At 58.3% G+C, this 24,785-nt stretch carries 22 protein-coding genes and 1 pseudogene; 14 read left to right on the forward strand and 9 right to left on the reverse strand.

What is annotated here, in order from left to right; all coding sequences use genetic code 11:
• Positions 1–125: 125 nt before the first annotated feature.
• The 5 genes from AC2FLP_RS17325 to AC2FLP_RS17345 are packed head-to-tail and all read left to right on the forward strand — an operon-like array spanning position 126 to position 7,350.
• Entirely contained in the window at positions 126–1,898 is a 1,773-nt protein-coding gene (locus AC2FLP_RS17325; RefSeq protein WP_496685113.1) for an ABC transporter ATP-binding protein, read from the forward strand.
• Entirely contained in the window at positions 1,891–3,804 is a 1,914-nt protein-coding gene (locus AC2FLP_RS17330; RefSeq protein ID WP_496685111.1) for an ABC transporter substrate-binding protein, read from the forward strand. The genes AC2FLP_RS17325 and AC2FLP_RS17330 overlap by 8 nt, the downstream gene beginning before the upstream one ends.
• A 14-nt stretch (positions 3,805–3,818) precedes the next feature.
• Positions 3,819–4,847, forward strand: coding sequence for an ABC transporter permease (locus AC2FLP_RS17335; protein WP_117869822.1), 1,029 nt, complete (start codon positions 3,819–3,821; stop codon positions 4,845–4,847).
• Positions 4,844–5,998, forward strand: a complete 1,155-nt coding sequence (locus AC2FLP_RS17340) for an ABC transporter permease (protein ID WP_117869823.1) — start codon at positions 4,844–4,846, stop codon at positions 5,996–5,998. The genes AC2FLP_RS17335 and AC2FLP_RS17340 overlap by 4 nt, the downstream gene beginning before the upstream one ends.
• Positions 5,995–7,350, forward strand: coding sequence for a CoA transferase (locus tag AC2FLP_RS17345; RefSeq protein WP_299898417.1), 1,356 nt, complete (start codon positions 5,995–5,997; stop codon positions 7,348–7,350). The genes AC2FLP_RS17340 and AC2FLP_RS17345 overlap by 4 nt, the downstream gene beginning before the upstream one ends.
• 86 nt (positions 7,351–7,436) lie before the next feature.
• Here the strand turns inward: AC2FLP_RS17345 and AC2FLP_RS17350 are convergent, their stop codons facing one another.
• Positions 7,437–9,818, reverse strand: a complete 2,382-nt coding sequence (locus tag AC2FLP_RS17350) for a mechanosensitive ion channel domain-containing protein (RefSeq protein ID WP_299898415.1) — start codon at positions 9,816–9,818, stop codon at positions 7,437–7,439.
• Positions 9,819–10,208: 390 nt separating this feature from the next.
• On the opposite strand from AC2FLP_RS17350, the gene AC2FLP_RS17355 reads away from it, so the two are divergent.
• The 7 genes from AC2FLP_RS17355 to AC2FLP_RS17385 are packed head-to-tail and all read left to right on the forward strand — an operon-like array spanning position 10,209 to position 16,702.
• Positions 10,209–11,423 carry a glycosyltransferase family protein gene (locus tag AC2FLP_RS17355; RefSeq protein ID WP_299898412.1) on the forward strand — a complete coding sequence of 405 codons (1,215 nt, stop codon included), beginning with the start codon at positions 10,209–10,211 and terminating at the stop codon, positions 11,421–11,423.
• A complete protein-coding gene (locus AC2FLP_RS17360) occupies positions 11,420–12,667 on the forward strand; it encodes a glycosyltransferase family 4 protein (RefSeq protein WP_299898410.1) in 1,248 nt (415 codons plus the stop codon). Before AC2FLP_RS17355 ends, AC2FLP_RS17360 begins: the two co-directional genes overlap by 4 nt.
• On the forward strand, positions 12,667–13,743 hold the full coding sequence (locus AC2FLP_RS17365) for a glycosyltransferase family 4 protein (RefSeq protein ID WP_117869826.1): 1,077 nt from the start codon (positions 12,667–12,669) through the stop codon (positions 13,741–13,743). Before AC2FLP_RS17360 ends, AC2FLP_RS17365 begins: the two co-directional genes overlap by 1 nt.
• Positions 13,740–14,324 (forward strand): histidine phosphatase family protein, encoded by a 585-nt coding sequence (locus AC2FLP_RS17370; protein ID WP_496685110.1) that lies wholly within the window; start codon positions 13,740–13,742, stop codon positions 14,322–14,324. Before AC2FLP_RS17365 ends, AC2FLP_RS17370 begins: the two co-directional genes overlap by 4 nt.
• Positions 14,321–15,463 carry a glycosyltransferase family protein gene (locus AC2FLP_RS17375; RefSeq protein ID WP_496685109.1) on the forward strand — a complete coding sequence of 381 codons (1,143 nt, stop codon included), beginning with the start codon at positions 14,321–14,323 and terminating at the stop codon, positions 15,461–15,463. Before AC2FLP_RS17370 ends, AC2FLP_RS17375 begins: the two co-directional genes overlap by 4 nt.
• Entirely contained in the window at positions 15,460–16,215 is a 756-nt protein-coding gene (locus AC2FLP_RS17380; protein WP_117869829.1) for a polysaccharide deacetylase family protein, read from the forward strand. Before AC2FLP_RS17375 ends, AC2FLP_RS17380 begins: the two co-directional genes overlap by 4 nt.
• A gap of 10 nt (positions 16,216–16,225) precedes the next feature.
• Positions 16,226–16,702, forward strand: coding sequence for a class I SAM-dependent methyltransferase (locus AC2FLP_RS17385; RefSeq protein ID WP_117869830.1), 477 nt, complete (start codon positions 16,226–16,228; stop codon positions 16,700–16,702).
• On the opposite strand, the gene AC2FLP_RS17390 is transcribed toward AC2FLP_RS17385, so the two are convergent.
• Positions 16,703–17,845 (reverse strand): alpha-D-ribose 1-methylphosphonate 5-triphosphate diphosphatase, encoded by a 1,143-nt coding sequence (locus AC2FLP_RS17390; protein ID WP_117869831.1) that lies wholly within the window; start codon positions 17,843–17,845, stop codon positions 16,703–16,705.
• A 52-nt stretch (positions 17,846–17,897) separates the two neighbouring features.
• Between AC2FLP_RS17390 and AC2FLP_RS17395 the strand changes: the two genes are divergently transcribed.
• Positions 17,898–18,581 carry a DUF1045 domain-containing protein gene (locus AC2FLP_RS17395; protein WP_299898398.1) on the forward strand — a complete coding sequence of 228 codons (684 nt, stop codon included), beginning with the start codon at positions 17,898–17,900 and terminating at the stop codon, positions 18,579–18,581.
• On the opposite strand, the gene phnN is transcribed toward AC2FLP_RS17395, so the two are convergent.
• From phnN to phnG, 6 genes and pseudogenes are all read right to left on the reverse strand, one after another.
• Positions 18,563–19,111, reverse strand: coding sequence for a phosphonate metabolism protein/1,5-bisphosphokinase (PRPP-forming) PhnN (phnN, locus tag AC2FLP_RS17400; RefSeq protein ID WP_117869833.1), 549 nt, complete (start codon positions 19,109–19,111; stop codon positions 18,563–18,565). The genes AC2FLP_RS17395 and phnN overlap by 19 nt on opposite strands.
• Positions 19,108–19,896, reverse strand: a complete 789-nt coding sequence (locus AC2FLP_RS17405; RefSeq protein WP_496685107.1) for an alpha-D-ribose 1-methylphosphonate 5-phosphate C-P-lyase PhnJ — start codon at positions 19,894–19,896, stop codon at positions 19,108–19,110. Before AC2FLP_RS17405 ends, phnN begins: the two co-directional genes overlap by 4 nt.
• Positions 19,893–20,489, reverse strand: a complete 597-nt coding sequence (locus AC2FLP_RS17410; protein ID WP_299898391.1) for an HAD family hydrolase — start codon at positions 20,487–20,489, stop codon at positions 19,893–19,895. Before AC2FLP_RS17410 ends, AC2FLP_RS17405 begins: the two co-directional genes overlap by 4 nt.
• Positions 20,490–20,592: 103 nt before the next feature.
• A pseudogene (locus AC2FLP_RS17415) lies at positions 20,593–20,867 on the reverse strand (carbon-phosphorus lyase complex subunit PhnI); the annotation flags it as partial.
• A 3-nt stretch (positions 20,868–20,870) separates the two neighbouring features.
• The gene (phnH, locus tag AC2FLP_RS17420) at positions 20,871–21,407 is read right to left on the reverse strand and encodes a phosphonate C-P lyase system protein PhnH (RefSeq protein WP_299898389.1); all 537 of its coding nucleotides are present in this window, start codon (positions 21,405–21,407) and stop codon (positions 20,871–20,873) included.
• The gene (gene phnG / locus AC2FLP_RS17425) at positions 21,407–21,865 is read right to left on the reverse strand and encodes a phosphonate C-P lyase system protein PhnG (RefSeq protein WP_496685105.1); all 459 of its coding nucleotides are present in this window, start codon (positions 21,863–21,865) and stop codon (positions 21,407–21,409) included. The genes phnH and phnG overlap by 1 nt, the downstream gene beginning before the upstream one ends.
• Before the next feature lie 517 nt (positions 21,866–22,382).
• Between phnG and rpe the strand changes: the two genes are divergently transcribed.
• Positions 22,383–23,072 carry a ribulose-phosphate 3-epimerase gene (gene rpe / locus AC2FLP_RS17430; RefSeq protein ID WP_299898385.1) on the forward strand — a complete coding sequence of 230 codons (690 nt, stop codon included), beginning with the start codon at positions 22,383–22,385 and terminating at the stop codon, positions 23,070–23,072.
• A 1,024-nt stretch (positions 23,073–24,096) separates the two neighbouring features.
• On the opposite strand, the gene AC2FLP_RS17435 is transcribed toward rpe, so the two are convergent.
• The coding region (locus AC2FLP_RS17435; protein WP_496710065.1) for an EF-Tu C-terminal domain-related protein at positions 24,097–24,785 on the reverse strand (689 nt) is incomplete at its 5' end.

Genomic DNA, 24,785 nt, shown 5'->3' on the forward strand with positions numbered 1-24,785 from the left:
TTCGCGACATTTCGGCCCAAGAACGGGTTTGACTAGACGGGCGGAACCGCGCGACACTGAACGAAAAATCACGGGGAGTTGAAGTAACCGATGTCATCGAACGGTCAAACGGGTGGAAAACCCGCATGAGCGCGTTGTTGTCCGTAAGAGACCTTAGCATCGGCTTTGGGACGGGCAATTCCGTGGTCACGAATGTGAACTTCGATGTCGAAGCCGGACAAACCCTGGCCTTGGTCGGTGAATCGGGATCGGGGAAAACGATCACGTGCCGCGCAGTCTTACGCATTCTGCCCCGTACGGCGCAGATCCGAAACGGCACGATTACACTGAACGATTCCAAGGGCATGTGCGAACTCACGACAGTGTCTGAGCGTGAGTTGCGCAACATCCGCGGCAATCGGGTTTCGATGATCTTTCAGGAGCCCATGCGATCACTGTCCCCGCTACACAAGATCGGCAATCAGGTCAGCGAGGTTTTATGGTTGCATCGCGGGCTGTCCGAGTCTGCGGCACGCAAGAAGGTCCTGACGCAGTTCGAACGCGTCGGTTTCCCAGATCCGCAACGGGCCTATGACTCGTACCCTTTCGAGTTGTCAGGTGGCATGCGCCAACGTGCCATGATCGCCATGGCCATGGTGTCTAAACCGGAATTGCTGATCGCGGATGAGCCAACCACTGCTCTGGACGTGACCACCCAGGCGCAGGTTCTTGGCCTGATCAAGGAATTGCAGCGCGAAACCGGCATGGCGCTCATTCTGGTGACTCACGATCTGGGCGTAGTTGCCAACATGGCCGAGCAGGTCGTCGTGATGCACAAAGGTCGCGTCATGGAGGCTGGCCCCGCCGCACCGATCCTGACTGCGCCCGCACACCCATATACAAAGCAGCTTTTTGATGCGGCCCCGGAAATACCGGATCAGGATGCGGTGGGTATACCGATGCCCGACACGGATCTGATCCTTCAGATGAAGGATGTGTCCAAGACCTACACCATGCGGTCCAGCAAAGGATGGCAGTCCGATAAGGCAATCTATGCCTGCCGCGGTGTCGACCTGAAACTGGCGCGCGGCAAGACTTTGGCAATTGTCGGTGAAAGCGGATCGGGAAAGACAACGGCGGCCCGCATCGCGTTGGGGGCTGAATTGCCCGACCCTGGTGGTGAAGTCCTGTTTCGTAGTGCCCCCGATGCCGACCCGATCACGGTGCACAATATGACCCGAGCCCAGCGCACAGCGTTTCAGCGCAAGGCACAGATGGTATTTCAGGACCCTTACAGTTCGCTCAGCCCCCGGATGCGTATACAGGATGCCATGACCGAACCGCTGGAAATCCACCGCATCGGCACAACAGCCGAACAGCGCGACAAAGCCGCCGAGATGTTGCAGCGCGTTGGCCTGACGGGTGATATGCTCAAACGCTATCCACACGCGTTTTCCGGCGGGCAGCGACAGCGCCTTTCCGTGGCCCGAGCCATGATGCTGGACCCACAATTGATCGTGTGCGACGAACCCACCTCGGCATTGGATGTATCTGTTCAGGAACAAATCCTGACCTTGCTGGAAAACCTGCAAGACAGCCTGAACCTGTCCTACCTGTTCATCTCACATGATCTGGCCGTTGTCGCACGGATCGCTGACGAAGTTGCTGTCATGCGGCGGGGTCTGATCGTCGAACAGGCACCGCCTGAAACTCTTTTCTACAATCCGCGCCATCCATACACCAAGGCGCTGATTGCCGCTCAACCCGAACCCGACATCAATCGCCCGATTGACCTTCAATTGGTCTCTCTGGGCGCCGGCGCACCGGACAGTTGGGATGAAGCCTTTCGTTTCTCGGACACCGTGATACCTTCACTGGTGGAATTGGAACCGGGCCATAAGGTACGTTGCCATGTTTAAGACCACTCGCCCTCTGATGCTGGCTGTTATGCTGGCTTTTTCAGGGAAGCTGCCCGCCGCAGCAGAAGCCTTCCCGACACCTCAGGAAAGCGCCTTCTGGAGCGCCGAGGTTGAAAGCGGCAATCTTCCGCCGGTGCAGGAACGTTTGCCCAAGGACCCCTTGATTGTGGATCTGACCGCAAAAGGAAGAGAATTCGGAACGCCGGGCGGCACTCTGCGTACCATGGTCACGCGATCCAAAGATATAAGACAGATGGTTGTCTATGGGTATGCAAGGTTGGCCGGGTACAACCAAGACTACGAAATCGTACCCGACCTGCTGGCCTCGTTTGAAAACGAGGGCAATCGCAAGTTCACCCTGAAACTCCGCGAAGGGCACAAGTGGTCGGACGGCTCACCTTTTACCTCGGAAGACTTCCGCTATTGGTGGGAAGACGTCGCCAATAACGAGTTGCTCAGCCCGTCAGGCCCACCCGATTTTCTGATCGTCGAAGGCAAAGCCCCCACGGTCACGTTTCCTGATGAAACCACTGTGATCTTCGAATGGAACGACCCCAATCCGGACTTCCTGCAGTCTTTGGCACAGGCGCGACCGCCCTTTATTTATCGACCGTCCGCCTTTCTGAAACAGTATCATGAGAAATACGCGGACGCAGAAGAGCTTGCCTTTCAGGTTGAAGATGCCCGGGTCAAAAGCTGGGCAGCGCTGCACAACAAGCTGGATAACCTTTACAAGTTCGACAACCATGAACTTCCCACGTTGCAACCTTGGTTGAACGCCAGTTCGGGCAAGAAGATCCGCCACAACTTCGTGCGCAACCCATATTATCACCGCATCGATAGCAAAGGGGTGCAACTTCCCTATATTGACGTGGTCGAAATGGAAATTGTCGCGTCCGGTCTTGTTGCCGCCAAGACCAACGCCGGTGAAAGCGATCTGCAAGGCCGTGGTCTTGCCTTCCGAGACGCGTCGATCCTGAAGAAAGGCGAAGCACAGGGCGGATATAAAACGCTGTTGTGGAAAACTGGCGTAGCCTCGCAGATCGCAATCTATCCGAACCTCAACTTCGCCGATGACGTCTGGCGCAATGTATTGCGGGACGTTCGCGTGCGGCGGGCCTTGTCGCTGGCCATCGACCGGCAATCTATCAATCAGGCCCTTTACTTTAAACTCGCACATCCTGCTGCGATGTCAGTTCTTCCCGCCTCGCCATTTTACAATGAAGAGAATGCCGCGGCATGGGCGCAATACGATATCGATCAGGCCAATGCGCTTTTGGATGAGGCCGGTCTGGATCAGCGCGACAAGAACGGCGTCCGCCTGTTGCCGGACGGCCGCCCGATGGAGCTGGTGATCGAAACCGCAGGTGAGCGGCAAGAGGTTGAAAACGCCCTTCAGATCGTAACCGACACCTGGCGCGAAATTGGGGTCAAACTGGTCATGCGCCCGCTGGACCGGGACATCCTGCGCAACCGGGTTTTCGCAGGAAACTCGATGGCGTCAGTCTGGTTCGGCTGGGATGACGGCATCCCGCAGGCGCATACATCGCCAGCGTATCTGGCCCCGACAGATCAGGTATTCCTGGCCTGGCCAAAATGGGGGCAGTACTATCAGACCGGTGGCGAAGCGGGTGAGGCCCCCGACATGCCAGAGGCCGAACGCCTGATGGAGTTGGTACATGAATGGCAAATTTCCACGACCGATGAAGCACGTGAAGCCGTCTGGACCGAGATGCTTAGCATCCACGCGGGTCAACTCTATGCCATTGGCATTCTGAACGGAGCCCCTCAGCCTATTGTCGTGTCAAACCGCCTGCGCAACGTGCCGGAACAGGCTATGTGGGCCTGGGAACCCGGTGCACATTTCGGCATTCACCGCCCGGACGAGTTCTTTTTCGCCGACTGAGCAGGAGCAGCTAAATGATCATGCTGCGCTACGTGGTGTATCGCTTTTTCACGATGCTGCTGACTTTGTTGGTGGTCTCGGTTCTGGTTTTCGTAATCATCAACCTTCCGCCCGGCGACTATCTCAGCAACCAGATCGCGGAACTTCAGGCCTCGGGCCAGTCGGCAGGTGTCGCAAAGGCAGAGTTCCTGCGCGCTGAATACGCGCTGGATCGCCCCATGTGGGAACAATACCTGATCTGGATAGGTTTCTGGCCCGGACCGCACGGGTTTTCCGGTTTGATCCAGGGCAATTATGGCTGGTCTTTTGAATTCGACCGCCCCGTTTCTGAAATCGTCGGTGACACGCTTTGGTTGACGGTTGTGGTCAATCTGGCTGCGATCCTGTTTGTCTATGCCGTGGCACTACCACTGGGCGTTATCGCCGCTGCGCGGTCCCGAACATGGATCGATTACACCTCGGCCTTCGTGGGGTATCTGGGCCTGGCAACGCCGAACTTTTTGCTGGCGCTGATCCTGTTCTACTACGGCCACCAATATTTCAACCTGCCAATCGGGGGGTTGATGGATCCAAGTTTCGAAGGCCAGCCGATGACTTGGGAGAAATTGAAATCCATCCTCATCCACCTGATCGTACCGACCTTTGTCATCGGCACTTCAGGCGCATCGGCGATGATGCAGCGTCTGCGCGCGAATATGCTGGACGAATTGGGCAAGCCCTATGTGGAAACCGCCATCGCGAAAGGCATGGCCCCGTCTCGGATGCTCACCAAATATCCGCTGCGAGTGGCCTTCAACCCCTTTGTCGCAGATATCGGCAACCTGCTGCCGTCGATGGTTTCCGGCTCTGTTCTGGTCTCGGTCGTTCTGGGCCTTCAGACCATTGGCCCGACCCTGCTGACAGCCCTGAAGACGCAGGATCAATTTCTGTCAGCATTCATCCTGATGTTCGTCGCCCTGCTGACCCTGATCGGCACGATGATCTCGGATATCCTGCTGGTGATGCTGGATCCGCGCATTCGGTACGAGGGGCGTGAAGCATGACTGATCGTCCTGACAACCGCTACGTCGATGACGCGCCGTTTGATCCGCAGGCCTCGGTTCAGCAACTGGAACGCGCCGATCTGGATGCCCCCAACTGGGTGCTGGTCTGGCGCAAGTTCAGAACGCATAAGCTGGGCCTGATCTCGGGTATCTTCCTGCTGCTATGCTACCTTATGCTGCCCTTTGCGGGTTTCATCGCGCCCTATGGCCCGAACGACCGCAACGGAGAGCACCTGTACGCGCCGCCACAATCGGTAAACTGGTTCCATGAGGGCGAATTCATCGGCCCCCACGTTTACCCGATCGTAGCCGAAGCGGACCTTGAGACCTTCCAATGGAAGTTTGTCCCCGACACAGAAGACCCGCGCCCGATCAGGTTCTTCTGCGAAAGCTCGGAGTACAAGCTGGCCGGATTGATCCCGTCAGACACACACCTGTTCTGTGCCCCACAGGGGGCTACGCTGTTCCTGTGGGGATCCGACCGGTTGGGCCGAGATATCTTCAGCCGTATTCTTTACGGCGCGCAGCTGTCTCTCACGGTAGGTCTGATTGGTATCTCGGTGTCGTTCTTTCTTGGCATCCTTTTCGGTTCGATGGCCGGTTATTTCGGCGGGCGTATCGACTGGACCATCAACCGGGTTATTGAAATCCTGCGTTCACTGCCGGAACTGCCGTTGTGGCTGGCCCTCTCAGCCGCCGTGCCCTCGAACTGGAGCCCGGTCGCAGTGTTCTTTATCATTTCGATCATCCTTGGCATCCTCGACTGGCCAGGTCTGGCGCGCTCGGTCCGCGCGAAATTCCTGTCGTTGCGCGAGGAAGAGTATGTGCGTGCGGCTGAAATGATGGGGGCAAGCTCTGGCCGGGTGATCCGCAAACACCTGCTGCCAAACTTCATGTCGCATCTGATCGCATCGGCCACATTGTCGATCCCGGCTATGATCCTGGGTGAAACCGCGCTCAGTTTTCTGGGCCTCGGCCTGCGTGCACCTGCCGTCAGTTGGGGAGTGATGCTGAATGACGCGCAGAACCTCGCTTCGATCGAGATCTACCCGTGGACGGCTATCCCGATGTTGCCGATCATCGTCATTGTGCTGGCGTTCAACTTCCTCGGCGACGGGCTGCGCGACAGTCTCGACCCCTATCAGCAATGAGCCTTCTGGCCACTCTTCCCGCTGTTGACAGCTATCACAGGCTTGGAGGAGGCGCCTTGCCAAGCGTCTTCGCCGTTTCCGAACTGGCCACCGCCGGCTTTGCAGCTGTGGGACGGGAAATGGCCCGGTTGATCCAGGCTCTCAACCTATCTCCGAAGACACCTGAGGTCACAATTGATCACCGGCTGGCATCTATGTGGTTCGGCTATTCCTTCAAACCAGACGGTTGGGACGTGCCCAGTTTGTGGGACGCGGTCGCGGGCGATTACAAAGCCGCGGATGGCTGGATCCGGTTGCACACAAACCTGCCCCGTCATCGCTCTGCTGCTTTGAGGGTCCTGGGCACCCAGCCCGAGCGCGAAGCGGTAGCAAAAGCTGTCAGGTCCTGGGCAATTTCGGAACTGGAAACAGCAGTTGTCGCCGAAGGTGGCGTGGCGGCTGCCATGCGCAGCCGGACCGAGTGGCTTGACCACCCGCAGGGCCGCGCCGTGTCGCGTGACCCCTTGATTGGCTGGCAAGGGCCACGTTATGTCAAGCTGCGCGACAGACCTCAGGCCACCGCTGATCGGCCTCTGGCAGGGTTGCGGGTGCTTGATCTGACTCGTGTTCTGGCCGGTCCGGTTTCAACGCGAACACTGGCCGGTTTCGGGGCCGAGGTTTTGCGCATCGACCCACCTGACTGGGATGAACCGGGGGTGATCCCGGACATCTCGCTGGGGAAACACTGCGCCTATCTTGACCTGAAATCGGAAGCTGGTCTCGAACGTCTGCACGGGCTGTTGTCTCAGGCCGATGTCTTCGTACACGGGTATCGCCCCGGCGCGCTGGATGCTCTGGGATTGACGCGGGCCAAACGTGACGACCTGGCTCCGAACCGGATCGAAGTCACGCTGGATGCCTATGGTTGGCAAGGTCCATGGTCGACCCGACGCGGGTTTGACAGCCTTGTCCAGATGAGCGCGGGTATTGCTCATGCCGGGATGGGTTGGGCGGACGCGGACAAACCGACCCCGTTGCCGGTTCAGGCTCTGGACCACGCAACGGGCTACCTGATGGCTGCTGCAGTACTGTCCGCACTGGCCGAGGCCGCATCGGGCAATTCCATCATGCACGCGCATCTCTCTCTGGCGCGTACCGCCGAACTTCTGGCCGTGCTCGGAAAAGACGAAGCAGAATCCGCGCCCATCAGCCCGGCAACAACAGATTACAGCACGGCAACAGAGACTTCCGGCTGGGGTCCCGGCCATCGCCTCAAACCTGCGCTGAGGGTCGGCGAAGCGACGATGCGTTGGGATTTGCCTGCGTCGAAACTGGGCAATTCAAAACCTGTCTGGCCCTTCACCGCCAACTGACCGTCCGCCGCGCGGGACGCGCGGCCGGGCCCAACGCTTTGGGTGGCGTCTCGTCAGAGACGTAGTCCAAAGCGACGAGAGCGCCCCTAACGATCATCGCCGCCTGGCCCGATATCGTCCAGATAATCCTCATCAATCGCCGCCTGCGCCGCACCTGTCACGGCCTCACGTTGTTTAGGTGTCAGCTCTTCGGCCTCTTTGCCATCCGCCAACCTCACGGTGACTTCGCGATGCGCAAATTTGATGCCTTCCCGCGCGAACAGCTCGCGAATTTCCTGATAGACCCTCTTGCGTATCAGCCATTGATCGCCCGGTTTGGTCATAAACTTGACCCGGATGATCATCGCTGAATCCTGCATTTCGATCACACCCTGGGACTTCAGCGGCTGTATGAAATTTTCTCCGATCACAGGATCGCTCAGCAACTCCTGACCCAGCTTCTTGATCAGCTTGCGAACCTTTTCCACGTCAGTGTCATACGTCACGCGCAGCGGCAGTTTCATGATCACCCAGTCACGGGAATAGTTGGTCAGGACTTTGATTTCACCAAAAGGAATCGTGTTCAGCGCGCCAAGATGGTGACGCAGCTGGAAGGACCGGACCGAGATTTTCTCGACCGTTCCCTTGACGTCTCCGATATCGATGTACTCACCCTTCCGAAAGGCATCATCCATCAGGAAAAACGCCCCTGAAAAAATATCTCGCACCAGTGTTTGAGACCCGAAGCCAACGGCCAGACCAACCACACCAGCACCTGCAAACAACGGGCTGACATTGATACCAAGTTCCATGAGAACGATCAGCATGATCGTCACGACGACAACGGCCAGAATAGCGCCGCGGAACAATGGCAGCAGTGTCGCCAGCCGGCTTTGGCCACCTTCTCCGCCCTCATCGCCCAGTTCGGCCTCGGTGCCATCATCGACTTCCTCCGCTATCTTGCTGTCGATCCAGATACGAAAGAAATGAAACAGAACGTAGCCGATGAAGATGATGACCATCACATCCAGCACGCGTGCAACCGGCAGGTCCTGGCTCCAGTCCGCCTCGGGATACCAAATCACCACAAGCGCATAGGCACCGATCACAAATGCCAGAATTCCAGCCACCCGACGCGCCAGATCTTCATAGGTCAGAAGATACTGTCTGCGCTGTTCTGCCTCGGGCGTTTCCACGGTCTCGAAATCCGCATCAGCGGCGGCGGTGACGGTTTCTTCGTTTATCTCGTTGATCTTGCGTGAACGGTCAAAATACCGCTCCAGCACGTAGTTCATCGCACCATAGGCGATAACAACGGACATGAAGATCATATAGCTGCTTGCGATCAGCGGCAGCGGCGTTGGGTTCTCCAGTGCAAGATCAACAGCCAAACGGAACCAGCTGAACACGACATAGACGATCAGTGCCGGCGCCCAGCCGAAGGATACGAACCGTAACAACCAGGACACCTGATCCGGCGCTCGTCCGCCACGGATTGCATTTGAAATGGCCCGGGCATTGAAAAGGATCATCAGAATATTGCCCAAAGCACCCAACATTGTCAGGCAGCCATAGACCATGGCGTAGACGTTATAATTCAGCCCGAAATCCGCAACCCAGGTCGAAAACAGAACAACCGTGATGTCATAGGTCGCGAGTGCAGAAGCCCAGAGATACAGCCGCTTGGCATCCCGGTCCGAGAACGGTGGCAGTCGATATTGGCTCAGGTAGGGTGACAAAACCATCCGCCACAGATCGGACACCGTGCGCGACAGGAAGAACGCCGTGAAGATCGCCGTGACCGTGAATTGGATCGAGATATCGTCTGCTTCGCCAAAAAACAGATACCCGACGATCAGCGCCATAAGCATCGCAAAAATCGTCGCTCCGATCCCCATCAGGAACCGGAACAGCAGGAAGGGCATCTTTTCGCGGTAGCCTTGCGGTTCATCCTTGATCCGCGCAACAACCCAGCGGCGCGCGATGCGTTTTCCGTATATCTCGATAGACAGCCAGCGCCCCAACAACAGGAACAGGATGTTCCAGCCCAGAACTTCGACATAGGTCTGAATACGACCGTCCGGGCTGGTCTGACGCAGGACATACTTCACTTCGAACACCGAATACGGCAGCGCCTCAAGCCGTGATTGCATCGACTCACGGAATTTCGAGAACCGCTCCTGCGCCTTCATCAGCTGCGATCCGCCACCCATGGGATTGTTCGAATCGCTGGCCGCATCATCCGGGCCCGCATCCGCGCTGCCGGCTGTTGTCACAACCTGCCCAGCGCTGTCGATGACGATCACACTTGCCCCGGCTTCACTGGCCGCGCGAATTGCCTCCGCCAAATCACTTTCTTGCGTGGTTTCAGACGAACTGCCCGAGCTATACCCCGGAATCAACGACGACTGCGCTGAGACGCTGACCGGAAGTGCCAGAACAAAAGCCCACAAAGCCAGAGTTATTGCGGCCAGAAAGGTGTGTTTCATAGGGTTTTGCATCCAGCTTTTCCGATAGCGGCCAGACTACAGAAGGGTTTCAGGCAGTTCAAACACTCGGGTGTGACCTGCTCAACATCGTGATCCGGCGTGTTCTTGACGCACTGTTTGATCACGGATGTTTTCAATCTGGTGAAAATTGAATATGAACGAACAGAAGTTTAAGGCCCTGCCCCTTTGCCAGTTCACCTGCTCTTTTGTGATCCCTCTCAAGCCTTGGTGCGATATGTCGCGAAATCGCCGATATGCTGTTGCCAAATCGCAATGTTTGGAACATTTGCGGAAGAGCATTTCCTCCTTTGGCAAGCGTGGCTGGGAAATATACAGTAACGCTTGCAAACGCGCGGATTTCGAACCGGGATCAAGAAGACGGGCAACACTATGAGCCTTAGCAAAACCAAATCCAAACCGGACCGCGCGCCGCGTATCCTGTTTTACAGCCACGACACGTTCGGGCTGGGCCATCTTCGCCGGTCGCGGGCTTTGGCGGCTGCGATCACGCAGGCGGATCAAAGCGCGTCGGCACTGATCCTGACCGGCTCGCCTGTGGCCGGTCGGTTTACGTTTCCCCGCCGCGTCGATCACGTGCGCCTGCCCGGTGTGACCAAACGTGCTGACGGATCCTATGCTGCGCGCACAATCGGGATGGGCATCGAAGAAGTGACCGAATTGCGGTCGGGTCTGATTCAAACAGCAGTTCAGCAATTCGACCCCGATATTCTGATCGTCGACAAGGAACCGACAGGGTTTCGGGGGGAATTGCTTCCGACCCTGAAATACCTGCAACACAACTGCGGAACGAAACTGGTGCTTGGGTTGCGCGATGTTCTGGATGAACCCGAAGTGTTGGCCGCTGAATGGGCGCGCAAGGAAGCCATTGATGCGACCGAGCGGTTTTATCACGAAATCTGGGTTTACGGCTTGCAGTCGATTTATGACCCGACACAGGGGCTGCCCCTGAGCCCGGCGGCGCAGTCCCGCATTCACTGGACGGGGTATCTGCGCCGTGATCTAGGCCCAGTCGGCGGACCACCGGAACAACCCTATATCCTGATCACGCCCGGCGGTGGCGGCGATGGCAAGGCGATGGTCAACCTCGTTCTGTCTGCATACGAAAAAGATCCGGATCTGTCACCGCGCGCGGTTCTGGTCTACGGTCCCTTCCTGTCTGGCGAGTTGCGAGAGGATTTCGAAACGCGCGTCGCGGCTCTGAACGGTCGTGTCACTGCTGTTGGCTTCGAATCCCAAATCGAAACACTTTTTGCAGGCGCCAAAGGCGTCGTCTGCATGGGTGGCTACAACACGTTCTGCGAGGTTCTGTCCTTCGACAAACGCGCGGTCATCGTCCCGCGCACCACGCCCCGGCTGGAACAGTGGATTCGGGCTTCGCGTGCAGAAGGGTTGGGCCTCGTGCGGATGCTGGATGAAAACCGGGATGGCCTGACACCGGATTCGATGATCCGTGCCATTCGGGAACTGCCGCATCAATCCCTGCCGTCCCAAACCATCCAGAGCGGATTGCTGGACGGGCTGGACTATGTCACGGACCGCATCGAGAGCATGCTGACCTGGGAACAGGAACGAGCCACCGGATGACCTCAGATTCCCCTACTCTGGCGGTTGTGGTCAAAGGCTGGCCACGACTGTCTGAAACGTTCATCGCGCAGGAACTTGTCGCCTTGCAGGATGCCGGACATCATTTTGACATCTGGTCTTTGCGGCACCCGACCGACACGAAACGCCACCCTCTGCATGACCGTTTCACAGGGCAGGTCCGATACCTGCCCGAGTATCTTCATGACGAACCCAAACGGGTCTGGGCGGCACGAACCCTGGCCCAAACGCTTCCCGGTTACGACAGGGCCTATCGGATCTGGCGTCAGGACTTGAAGCGCGACCCGACACCCAATCGCATCCGCCGGTTTGGGCAAGCCTGTGTTCTGGCCGCTGAATTGCCTGCCCAGACGCAAGGGTTGTACGCTCATTTCATGCACACGCCGTCGTCCGTTACCCGTTACGCCGCCATCATGCGCGAATTGCCGTGGAGTTTTTCGGCTCATGCCAAGGATATCTGGACGTCGCCGGATTGGGAAAAACGTGAAAAGCTGAAAGCCGCATCCTACGGGGCCACGTTTGGCGCCACCTGTACAGCCATCGGAGCGGATCATCTGCGCAGCCTGGCCGATGACCCCAAGCGCGTGGATCTGATCTATCACGGGTTGGACCTGTCTCGCTTTCCTGAACCGCCAACGCGAAGGCTGCGTGCTGCGGGCGGTCCTTTTCACATGATTTCCGTCGGGCGGCTGGTCGAGAAAAAAGGCTTCGATCGTCTGGTCGCGGCTTTTGCATTGCTGCCCGATGACCTGGATTGGCACTGGACCCATATCGGTGGTGGCGCATTGGGTGATGCTTTGCGGGCGCTGGCGAACACAGCTGGCATCGCGAACCGGATCACCTGGAAAGGGGCCTGCGACCAGCCGGAGGTCATCGAAGCGATGCGTGATGCCGACCTGTTCGTTCTGCCCAGCCGCATCGCGAAGGACGGAGACCGCGACGGGTTGCCGAATGTGTTGATGGAGGCCGCGTCTCAGCTGTTGCCAATCCTGTCGACTCCGGTCTCGGCGATCCCCGAGTTTATTGAAACCGGAACGCATGGGGTTTTGTCCGATGACGACCCATCGGCGCTGGCAGAAGCCATTGAAGGTTTGGCAACCGATCCGCAGCAGGCCGCAAGGATGGCACGTGCAGCCTATGATCGCCTGCAAGCCGAGTTTCGGATGGCCCCCGGCATCGCACGGCTGTCTGAACGCCTCAATTCCATGTGCATGGAAAACGCGTAATGGCGCGGGTCGCGTTTTATGCCCCGATGAAATCTCCTGACAGCCCGAAACCTTCGGGCGACCGTGAAATGGCCAGGAACCTGATGCAGGCGCTGACCGCAGAGGGTGATACGGTCGATCTGGCGACCGACTTGCGCATTTATGACAAAAGCGGCGACGAAGACTTGCAACATGCCCTGAGACGCGCGGCAGAGGATGAAGCGAAACGACTTATCTCTGACATGCCTTCAGATACTAGTCTTTGGGTGACCTACCACAATTATTACAAGGCACCTGACCTGCTGGGCCCTCGGGTTTGCAAGGCGCACGGCATTCCCTATGTGCAACTGGAAAGCACCCGCGCATCCAGCCGGTTAAGCGGGCCGTGGGCTGAATTTGCCAAGGCGGCGCATCAGGCCTGCGATGCAGCAGATGTGATCTTTTATCACACGGCCAACGACCTGATCACTTTGGAGCGGGATCGTTTTGGCGATCAGGCTTTGGTCGAATTGCCTCCGTTCCTGCCAATGGCCGAATTGCCCCCCGCCGCCATCGGCGGTGAACCCATGCTGACCGTCGGCATGATGCGGTACGGGGACAAGCTGGCGTCCTATCAGATATTGTCCGAGGCCCTGGCGCATTTGACAGGAGACTGGCACCTCAATATCGCGGGAGACGGCCCGGCGCGCAGGCAGGTTGAGACCCTGATGGCACCATTCGGACATCGGGTGAGTTTTCTGGGTCAGCTTGACCGGGAAGAATTGCAACGCGTCTATCAACAGTCGTCTCTGCTTGCCTGGCCCGGAGTAAATGAGGCTTACGGGATGATTTACCTTGAGGCGCAGGCCGCGGGATTGCCTGTCGTCGCTCAGGATCGGCCCGGCGTACGCGATGTTCTGTCCCCCGCGGCCTATCCGTCTGTCGCAAGTGGTGCCAAGGGATTTGCGGATGGCATGCAAGCTCTTCTTTCGGATTCCATGCTGCGCCACTCTCTCGCCGCTGCAGCACGCGACTACGTGGCAGAGCGCCACCTGATGCCACAGGCGACCGAGCGCTTGTGGGCAACCCTCCGACCTCTGCTGAAGGACGTATCATGACCCGGCTTGCATTGCTCCGCCATGGGCACACCCATTGGAACCGCGCGGGACGGATCCAGGGGCGCAGCGACATACCGCTGGACGATGACGCCCGAGCCGAACTGACAGGCTATGGATTGCCGCAGGACTGGGCCAAAGCTGACATCTGGTCCAGCCCCCTGCACCGCGCCAGTGAGACGGCGCAAATCGTGACTGGTCGCGACCCGAACACCTCGGACGCGTTGACGGAGATGAACTGGGGCGATTGGGAAGGTCTGCGCGGAGTTGACCTGATCGCGGACACATCCAGCGGGTATCGACATATCGAGAGTTGGAGCTGGGATTTCCGCCCACCAAACGGGGAAAGCCCGGCCGAGGTTCGCGACAGGCTTCACCCGTGGCTGTCCGAGTTGCAGCGGGATACCGTCGCGGTCTGCCATATCGGAATCATGCGGGTCATTCTGGCCCAGGCTTGGGGGTGGAATTTTGAAGGCCCTGCCCCCTTTAAGATCAAACGCAATCGGCTGTATATCGTCGACATGAATACCATGACCGCCGACGCCGACCCCGTTCGCCTGATCAAACGCGAGGCCCCGCAATGAAGGTGATGATCATCGTCACGCACCTGTTGGGCACCGGGCATCTCAGCCGGGCGCTGACATTGGGGCGGGCATTTCGGGATGATGGCCAAGACGTCATGGTCGTGACGGGTGGCATGCCCGCGCCGCAATTGGATAGCACCGGCATGACCCTGTTCGGCTTGCCGCCTCTCAGGTCAGAAGGAACCAACTTCACCCGTTTGCTGACCGAAAGCGGTGAAGAGGCTGACGCGGCCTATTACGCCGCGCGTGAGGCAACCTTGGTGCAGGCGGTCAAAAGCTTCCAGCCGCATATCCTGATCACCGAGCTTTACCCCTTTGGCCGCCGATCACTCTCGGCCGAGTTCGATGCGGCCCTGAATGCGGCGAGCGCCTTGCCTGAGCGTCCCGTCATTCTCGCGTCGATCCGAGACATTCTGGCTCCGCCCTCCAAACCCGCCAAGGCGGAGCGCGCGGATGAAATCGTGTCTCGGTATTATGACGGCATTCTGGTTCATTCGACCGAAAGCGTTACGCCCCTGTCGGTCAGTTGGCCGGTGTCGGACCGACTGGCCAAGCGACTTCACTACACTGGCTTTGTGGCGCCCGCATTGCCCCAACCTCACCCCGACGCGGCGGGTCAGAATGAAATCCTGGTCAGCACTGGCGGCGGATCTGTTGGGCAACCGATCTTTCGCGCGGCCATCGAGGCCGCCCGAAAGATGCCCAACAGGCGCTGGCGCCTGCTGGTCGGTGGAACGGATGCACGGGCGCGGATCGCTGAATTGTCCCGGATGGCTGCAGGTGCTTCGGTTGTTCTGGAACCTGTGCGGCCGGATTTTCGCCAGATGCTGCCCCTTGCAGCGGCGTCGGTCAGCATGTGCGGCTACAACACTGCCATGGATATACTTCAAAGTGGTACCGCCGCCGTGTTTGTACCTTTCGACGACGGCAAAGAGGTAGAACAAGGGCTGCGCGGGCAGAGCCTGTCCGATCTTCCTGCAATCGAAGTTCTGGAAAGCAGAACGTTGAGCGGGGCGACATTGGCTCAGGCGGTGGAGCGTGTCGTGGCCGACGGCCCCCGTGTACAACAGGATTTCGGTTTTGACGGAGCCATCCAATCCGTTCACATCGCCAAGCGCCTGCTGGAGCAGCGTACATGAACCCCGACTGGCGCCCACTTGATGTCGAGTTGAACCATTGGCGTGCCGAAAGCTTGCCCTTGCCTCTGTGGTGGCGCGATGATGATGCCATTGCGCCAACATCGCAATTGGACCGCCTTTCCGAGCTGGCTGAAAAACTGGGCCTGCCCGTGCATCTGGCCGTCATCCCACGTGACGCGACGCCTGCGCTGGCGGAATATGTTGCCGGGCGCGCGTCTCTTATTCCGGTCGTACACGGTTGGGCACATACAAACCATGCGCCCAGCGGTGAGAAGAAGGCCGAGTTTCGGCTCGACCGACCGCTGGAGGTGATGGTGACGGATGCGCAGGCCGGGATGGCGCGTCTTCGGTCCCTGTTTGGTGACAATATGCGACAGATGTTCGTCCCCCCCTGGAATCGCATTGCGCCCGAGATGGCCAAACAGTTGCCAAAGCTGGGATACCGCATCCTGTCCACCGCAACGCCCCGCAAATCACGTCTGGCCGCACCGGGGCTTGAACAGATCAACACCCATCTTGATCCGATCGACTGGCGCGGGTCGCGTGGCTTGATCTCACCCGACGCCATGATCGCACAGATTGTTGGATTTCTGCGAGACCGACGCGAAGGCCATTCAGACAACACCGAGCCCTTTGGTATTTTGACCCATCATCTGGTTCATGATCAGGGCATCTGGGCCTTTACCGAGGCCCTGCTGAGCAAATTGCTGAGCGGGCCCGCCACAGCCTGGGTCGCGCCAAAGAACGAATGAGGACATCACCATGAGCCGATTGGATTCCATGCTGCGCCGCCTGACGGCCCAACGCGACGGACTGAACTGGGCAGCCGAGCGGATCAGCGGTCAGCCGGGCGACGTGCTGGACATGGGGTTGGGCAATGGCCGCACCTATGACCACCTGCGTGAAATCCTGCCCGAGCGCCGGATCTGGGTGATGGACCGTGTCCTGCAATGCCATCCGAACAGCACCCCCCCGGCCGAGGATTTCCTGCAGGGTGAAGCCGAACCAATGCTGCACAGGCTGGCAGCCGGCGGGCATAGGATCGCGCTGGCGCATTACGACTTCGGACGCGGCATCAAGCACCAGGACGTAGCCGAAGCAGAGCGGCTCAGCCCGCTGATCGAGAAAGTCATGCAGCCCGGAGGGTTGTTGATTTCAGGTCAACCCCTGGTCGGCTTTGCCCAGATCCAGGGGCCCAAGACAATCGCCCCGGACCGTTACCTGTTTTACACGGCCTGATTACGCCACGCGTCGACCTCGCACCCAGACCGAACTCGGGACGGGTACTTCCGCGCGCATCCGGAAGCGAATGACATCGGCGCGGGCGTCGGCGCGCAGTTCACCCCGTTCCTCCAACCCTGCCGCCTGAGCCGGGGCCAGCGTTACCGTCTTCATCCCGCGTGCCATGTCGCCCCAGATCTCGCCCAGCCTAACCGCCGACAACAACAAGGCCGACGGCACATAATCCGAAGACAGGATGTCCAGATACCCAAGCCGGGCCAGCTCGCAGGCCGCAACATTGCCAGAATGCGATCCCCCACGGATTATGTTCGGCGCACCCATCATGATCTGAATGTCGTTTTCGTGGCAGGCGCGTGCGGCTTCGACGGTCGTGGGGAACTCGGCCAGACGGATGCCATGACCTGCGGACACCTTCACCTGATCTTCCGTCGTGTCGTCATGGCTGGCCAATACTGCTCCGAAACGGCAGGCAGCCTTGACAGCTTCGACCTCGTGCAGATCGCCATTGCGATTTCGAAGCCCTTTCAGTTGCGTCACATGCTGAAAGTACATGTCATCGTCCATGGCATATTTGGCTTTCAGATAGGTTTCCAGCTTGTTCATATCTCGAAACTGACGCTGTCCGGGTGTGTGATCCATTATGGACACAATGCCAACCCTGTCTTCTGGTCCAAATTCGTTCAGCTCTTCAACCAGAGTTTCCGAACACACCTCGGCCCGCAAGTGCAGAAAGTGGCTGATCTTAAGCGCATCCTGTTCGCGCAGATCCCACAACTCCTGCGACAGGCCGCGGGCGTATTTCCCGTACCGCCGCGCGCCCGACGGGATCGATCCAACCCGCATGGCGTCAAACACTGTCGTGATCCCGGTGCTGGCCAATTCCGCATCATGCGCAAGAATTGCAGCGGCATGGGGCCAGTTCACCTGTGGACGCGGTTGAATGTGACGCTCAAGGTTGTCCGTGTGCAACTCGACAAGCCCGGGGCTGACATAATCGCCTTCGCAATCGATCGCGCCTGCAGGAACCCTGTTTCCAGTGTCGATTTCAGCGATGGTCTCACCCACAATCCGGACACTTCCGGTTATGGTTTCATGCGGCAATACAAGCGTGGCATTGGCAAGGATCAAGTCTTCTGTCATCTGAACTTCACGCATTTTGAGGTCGAGGCAGGCCACGCAAAAGGAGGCCGATATGACATTTACGCGATACGCGATCTATTTTGCGCCACCGGCGGGCGCGGAATGGACGAAATTTGCAACCAGCTGGCTGGGTTGGGACATGGAAGCGGGAAAGCAGGTTACGCATCCTATTGTTGAAGGCATCGATGTTGTCGCTGTCACGGAAGTACCGCGCAAGTACGGGCTGCACGCGACCCTGAAACCGCCCTTCAGACTGCGCAACGACAAAACGTTCGAAGCCCTGTACGAGGCTTGCGGTTCGCTCGCCTCCCGCCAACCGCCTGTGTCGCTGGATGGCCTTGAGATCGCCCGGTTTGGGCGCTTTCTCGCACTGCGTCCGCTGGGTGAGACCCAGGCGCTGAATGCGCTTGCTGCTGCCTGTGTTCGGGAACTGGACAAATTTCGTGCGCCCACCTCCGAGGCCGAATTGACCCGCCGTCGCGCCGCCGGGTTGACCCCAGAGCAAGGCGCCAACCTGGTTCAGTGGGGCTATCCTTTCGTTCTGGACGCGTTCCGCTTTCACATCACGCTGAGCGGCAAGCTGGACAAACCAACCCTGAGAGCAACTCAGGACGTGTTGCAATCCCATCTGGCCCCATTGCTGCCGCGGCCCTTCCAGATCACGGATCTGGCCCTGACGGGCGAGGCTGAGGACGGGCGGTTTCACCTGATCCATCGCTATGCGCTCTCCGGTTGAAGGTGCGACAGGATTTCGGCAACCGTATCTTCCATCGCACCGGAGTTGTCGATGTCCATGACCCGGTTCAGACCGTTGGGCAAAGACGTTTGGGCCCGGTCCAGGCGCCGCGTCTGTTCTGCCTTGCCTTCCCGCCCCCGTGCGGACAGGCGTTTGGCCAGAACCTCGGCCTCCGCTGTCAGGGAAATCACGATCAGATCACCGAACACCTCCTGCGCCTGAATCAACACCGTTCGTGACAGGTTGACCAGAACGGCCTCGGCCACCTGCCGCTGCTGTGTGATCGTCTTCGGCACACCGTAATACAGCCCATGCGCACGCCAGTTCAAAGCAAAAGCACCATCCCATTCCATCCGCTGAAATGTCTCGACCGAGACCCGGTCGAAGTCTTCGCCCTCTTCGCCCTCGGGGCGGGTAATCACCCGGCGCACACGCTGAAACCCCGACGCTCGCGCCACCAACGCGTTCATTACGCTGTCTTTTCCGACACCCGAAGGACCGACGATCGCTATGACGGGGGCAAGCGTCATGCCGCTATCCCCGGCGTGAAATCCGAGACATCGACCTCTCGGTCACAAACCCGCTCACGTGCGTCGAAATCCTGAAAAATCCCGACAATCGTCATAACCTTGTTCTTTGCCTCTTCGATCAGGGACAAAACGGTTTCGCGGTTCTGCGCATCCAGACTCGCCGTTGGTTCATCCAACAGCATCGCCGAATACTCGTGCGCAAAGCCTCGTGCAATGCTCACCCGCTGCTTTTCGCCGCCCGAGAAGGTCGTCGCGCTGAGGATCCACAGGCGTTCGGGATTATTCAGCCGTTTCAACAACCCGGATACTTTGCCCAGCGCAACTTGTCTGTCACAGCCAGCGGCCAGCAGGGGTTCTGCCACATCGTCCAGCAACGGCACCCGAGGAACGACCCGCAGGAACTGGCTGACATAGTCCAACGTGTCACGACGCAGAGAAAGGGTCTGGCGCAGCTTTGCCTCGGGGATGCGATGGCGGGTCTGGATGACGGTTGCCTTTTCCGTTTCTTCGGTGGCGGCGGCCCCCGCCGTGTTCTCAAAGAACTTGCGGATGGATACGGCGTTGGTCCTGCCGTCTGCGCCCTGATCGATCACCGTGAGCGTATCCTCGGGCGTCAGTGTCGCGGCTGAAACCTGTACGCCCCCGGCACCCCAGCCATAGGGCATCGGCATCTCGCGACTGGCAAACGGTACCTGACACCCCGGCATGGCCAGGCCTTTGAGGATCGCCCGCCGGATCATCCGCTTGGTTTGTTCGACCAGATTGGCGAAAGTGTATGTGCTCATAAGCAGCCTCTTTCGATGAGGGCATGTTCCAACGCGTGCGGCGAGGTGAAGTGGATCCCATCCATGCCAACCGCACGCGCTCCTTCGACATTGTGCAGCCCGTCATCGATGAAAATGCAGTTCTCAGGTGAAAGCCCGGCCCGCTTGCACAACAAATGGAAAATCTCTGGCTGGGGCTTCAACAGCTTCTCCTGCCCCGACACGACGGTAACGCCAAACACGTCGCCCAATTCGGGGTGTGCCCCCACGCCGACAGGCCAGGTTTCCGCTGACCAATTGGTGATCGCGTGAACCGGCAGGCCTTTCTCCTTCAGGCGGTAAAGCAGGCGCCAGCTTCCCTTGATCTTGTGTGGAACGGTTCTGGCATAACGCTCAACATAAACACTGAGGCGCTGCCGATCTTCCGCATTCTCCAGTTCAGCGGCCAGATCGGCGAACATCTCGCCCCCGTCGGCCCGCAGGTTGCGTTCGGGGAAATCGATGCGCGTCAGGAACTCTGCCACCGCCTCGCGGCTACCCATCTCGTCCAGCCATGCCAAATGCGGATCCCATTTGACCAGCACGTTTCCGATATCAAAAACGACGGTTTTCATTCTAGGGCCTCCTTCGAGGTGCGCTCTTCGGCCTTTCGGCGCAGTTTGTGGACCAGTTCCAGCTCGGACTGGAAATCGACGTAATGCTGTAGCTTGGTTTGTTCTTGGAATACACCAAACGTGGCAATGTTGCGCGGTAAGCGCGGACGAGGAAGATCGCCTCGGTCAGATCGCCACGTGCCTGTTTGACCTCCAGCACAGCCAGGTTGGGATCGTACAAGGACCCTTCTGCCATTGCCCGACTCACGCAAGGCTCAACTGTTCACGGATCTGTGCCAGGCTCAGTTCCGCCAGATCCGTCGCGCCACGGCGTTCTTCGGACAACCACGCATGGGTATTCTCGATGGTTTCTTCACGCCCTTTTACAGCAACATACATGGCTTAACCCTCCGACCTGATCTGCGTGCTACGCGGCAGGGCCGCGACCGCCTCACCGCAGGTTAAAAAGAAATCACACCCCAACGGATAGAGTGGCGCATTACTCTGAAGCGCCGCAGCATCCGGCAGAGAAAGCTGCGCAGTGTCCCGAATCCCCGGGCCGCTCAGAACCGCACCGTTCTGCTCCAGCCGCTTGCATTCCACAATAAGCGTCGCGGAATGATCCGGATACTCCAGCGTTCCGATACGGTAGGTATCGAGCGGCCCCAATACATCCCACGTGCCAAGGGCAAAATCAGCCTCTTCCGCTGCCACCATCCGTGCACCCGTGTGAAAGGTCAGCCATTCGCGCACCGCGTCGGTGTCGGCTTCGCCCGCCAGATGAACGTTTGTCTCAGCGTCGCAAAGCGTCAGGATCAGCGTGCCAGCCGCGACGGACAAGGGCGCAGGTGGTTCACAGCCAGCCAGAGCGCGGATTGCATGTGCCACATCGACAGGAGCGTTTCGAGAGCCCCCTGAAAACCGCATTTGAACAGACATCAGTCTTCCCCCCGAACCTGCGTAAAAAACTCAACCTTGGTGGCCGCTGCCTCTGCGGCGCGCGCGGTTTTGTACGCCTGCATTTGCTGTCGCAACGGGTCGCGCAACCGTGCCTGCAAGTCTCCAGCAGTTGCTGTCTGCACCGTCGCGTCAATCAACGCCGCAGCTTCTGCCTTGGATTTCGATCTGCCCTGAACATATCCGTGATAGACCGTACCATCCTGCAACACGACTGAGCAGCGCGTAACGGTCATTTCACCCAGGCTGAACAGAGCGCCGGAACTTCCGATGCGGCCACGCACCATGACACCCCCCACCTCGGGTCCGCGCAGCCATTCGAAAATCGGGCAGTCCTGAATGCCGCCCCATAATGTCATCAGGGTGGCGTCTGGCGCGCGCGCCAGCAGGCCCACCCATTCCTTCCGTGCCTTGATCTCGATTTCCGTCTGGTTTGTCATCAAAGCCTCTTGGCCAAGGTGTCTACCAGAAACACACAACTAGACAAATTTTGACCACCAGGTTGCCGAAACGCAATCTGGGACGGTAATCCCCCCAAAATTAGGGGTGTCTGAAAGTAGAGTTTTCTCGAATGATGAAAGAGGAGATTCTGATGAAGAAATCGCAGTTCGGCGACGCGCAGATGCGGATTTTACGCGTCTCTTTCCGAATACGCCCGGGTGCTGTCCACAATGTCAAGGCGATCCGGAAAACCGATAGCGCGATGGATTTCGTCCATTGGGAAAAGCTTGAACCTGGCCGCATGCGGCGAAGAACGATTGAGCGCCCCGGCAGGACGTTCGAGACCACGACAACTAGCGCCCGCAATCCTTGCCAACCGGCTGCTACAGGTGCCGTTCAACGGATGCGTTGCACCGCGGTGAAAGTTTTGTGCCGACACAGCGTTCGCGGGGGCTATCCATCCCACCGCCCCACGGGTATACGCATCCGCGACTCTTCAGCTGATACGAGGCCACCATGAGCTTTGACCGTACCATCAAGATCGCGCCGTCTATCCTGTCCGCCGACTTCGCCAATTTCGGACAGGAAATTCAGGCCATCGAAGCACAGGGCGCAGACTGGGTTCATGTGGACGTGATGGACGGCCATTTCGTTCCAAACCTGACCTTTGGCCCCCCGGCGGTAAAAGCTTTTCGACCACATGTCAAAACGGTGATGGACGTTCACCTGATGATCACCCCGGTTGATCCGTACATTCAGGCCTACGCGGACGCGGGCGCGGATATCCTGACCGCCCATGTTGAGGCCGGCCCGCATACACACCGCACTCTGCAAGCCATTCGCGCCGCCGGTATGAAAGCAGGCGTCGCACTGAACCCCGGCACGCCCGCCGAGACAGTTGAACACCTATTGGAACTGGCAGACCTGGTTTGCGTCATGACAGTGAACCCGGGCTTTGGCGGCCAGAAGTTCATCGACATGACCGACAAAGTCCGCAAGCTGCGTCAAATGATCGGAGACCGCCCGATCCATATCGAGATCGATGGCGGGGTCGACCCACTAACCGCCCCTCTGGTTGCCGCGGCAGGTGCTGATGTTCTGGTGGCAGGGTCAGCGGTGTTCAAGGGTGGGTCGGTGACCAATCCCGAAGTCTATGGCGAGAATATTAATGCGGTACGGGCTGCGGCTGAATCTGCTCAGCAGTGAAGCTTGTAGGACAAAACGCGCAAGCCTATCCGGTCTGAACAAACAAGCGTACATGGCCAATCACGTTCGAAACCGACAAGGAGGGAACACCCTACTCTGGTGTTCCAGGTAAGAGCTCAAGCGACTTGCACCGATGTGAGAGGTTTGGCCAAGAAGGAACAGTATACTGTCGCAATGGCGGCTTTGAGCCCGAAGGAGCCGTTTAGAGCTGAGTCGATTGCGGGACGAAACGTCTAACCAAACCACCGAAATGCAGTCACGATATAGGAAGATTACAGCTACGAAGTTCGGTCATTGTAGATGAAAAGTTAGCGTTTTCAGAAGACAATTGCAGTCCAAAGTGAGTAGTCCGAACAGTATCGACCGGGAACTTTCCTGTCTTAGACGAACTTGCGTCCACTCGAAAAACGGAGTTGCCCAACGCTGACGTTTTGGATGAAATCTCGAACTCTTCGCCATCAGCGTTTCGATATGTATAGGTGCATTTTCCTACAACACCGAAACAACTGTGAGGCTCAAAGCTCTCCCATTTATTCCCGGCCCAAACTCTACGCGTCATCAGCCCACTTTCGTTATAGTCAGTGGTGCTTATTCTTTCGCGCGAACCGACTTTATTGCGAGTAACGACCCTAAAAGCGCCATTCCGCTTACCAACGAAAGTGCTCACCCATTCGTTTCCATTAGAGTATTTCTCAGTCCAACTACATCCCTTGGGCATCTCCCAGAATCGTATTTCACCTGCTCTGATGCTTGTCCCTGTAGCGAAAAGTGCAAATATTGCAGTCAAGGTCGTGACTACAATGGGGGCAACCTTCACGATTGAATTCATTTGTTTCATCCCTATTTGCGGACTCATCTCTCCGACAGCACGGCAATCATGCCGACACATGCAACGCAGTGCAACGAAAGCAGTCTTAGCCAGTTGCCGCTTCGTCCCGCTAAGCGGTAGATCAAAAAAGGCCGCCCGATTTGGGGCGGCCTTCTTTGTTTCAACGATGTGCCGGGCTGAAGCCCGGCCTACCGATTATTCTACGATCTTCGACACAACGCCGGCGCCGACCGTGCGGCCGCCTTCGCGGATGGCGAAGCGCAGGCCCTGCTCCATCGCGATCGGTGCGATCAGCTCAACCTCGAACGACACGTTGTCGCCAGGCATAACCATCTCGGTGCCAGCCGCCAGGGTCACGGTGCCGGTCACGTCAGTTGTACGGAAGTAGAACTGAGGACGGTAGTTCGCGAAGAACGGAGTGTGACGACCGCCTTCTTCCTTGGTCAGGATATAGGCTTCGGCTTCGAACTTGGTGTGCGGTGTAACCGAACCCGGCTTACACAGAACCTGGCCACGCTCAACACCGTCACGGTCGATGCCGCGCAGCAGGGCGCCGATGTTGTCGCCCGCTTCACCGCGATCCAGCAGCTTGCGGAACATTTCAACACCAGTACAGGTGGTTTTCTGAGTGTCACGGATGCCGACGATTTCGATCTCGTCGCCAACGTTGATCACGCCACGCTCGACACGACCGGTCACAACGGTACCACGACCCGAGATCGAGAACACGTCTTCGACCGGCATCAGGAACGGCTGGTCTACAGCGCGCTCAGGTGTCGGGATGTACTCGTCCACGGCAGCCATCAGCTTGCGGATCGATTCTTCGCCGATTTCCGGCTTGTTGCCTTCCATCGCGGCCAGAGCCGAACCTGCGATGACAGGAA

It is taken from the genome of Ruegeria sp. CDSA141, assembly GCF_059612005.1.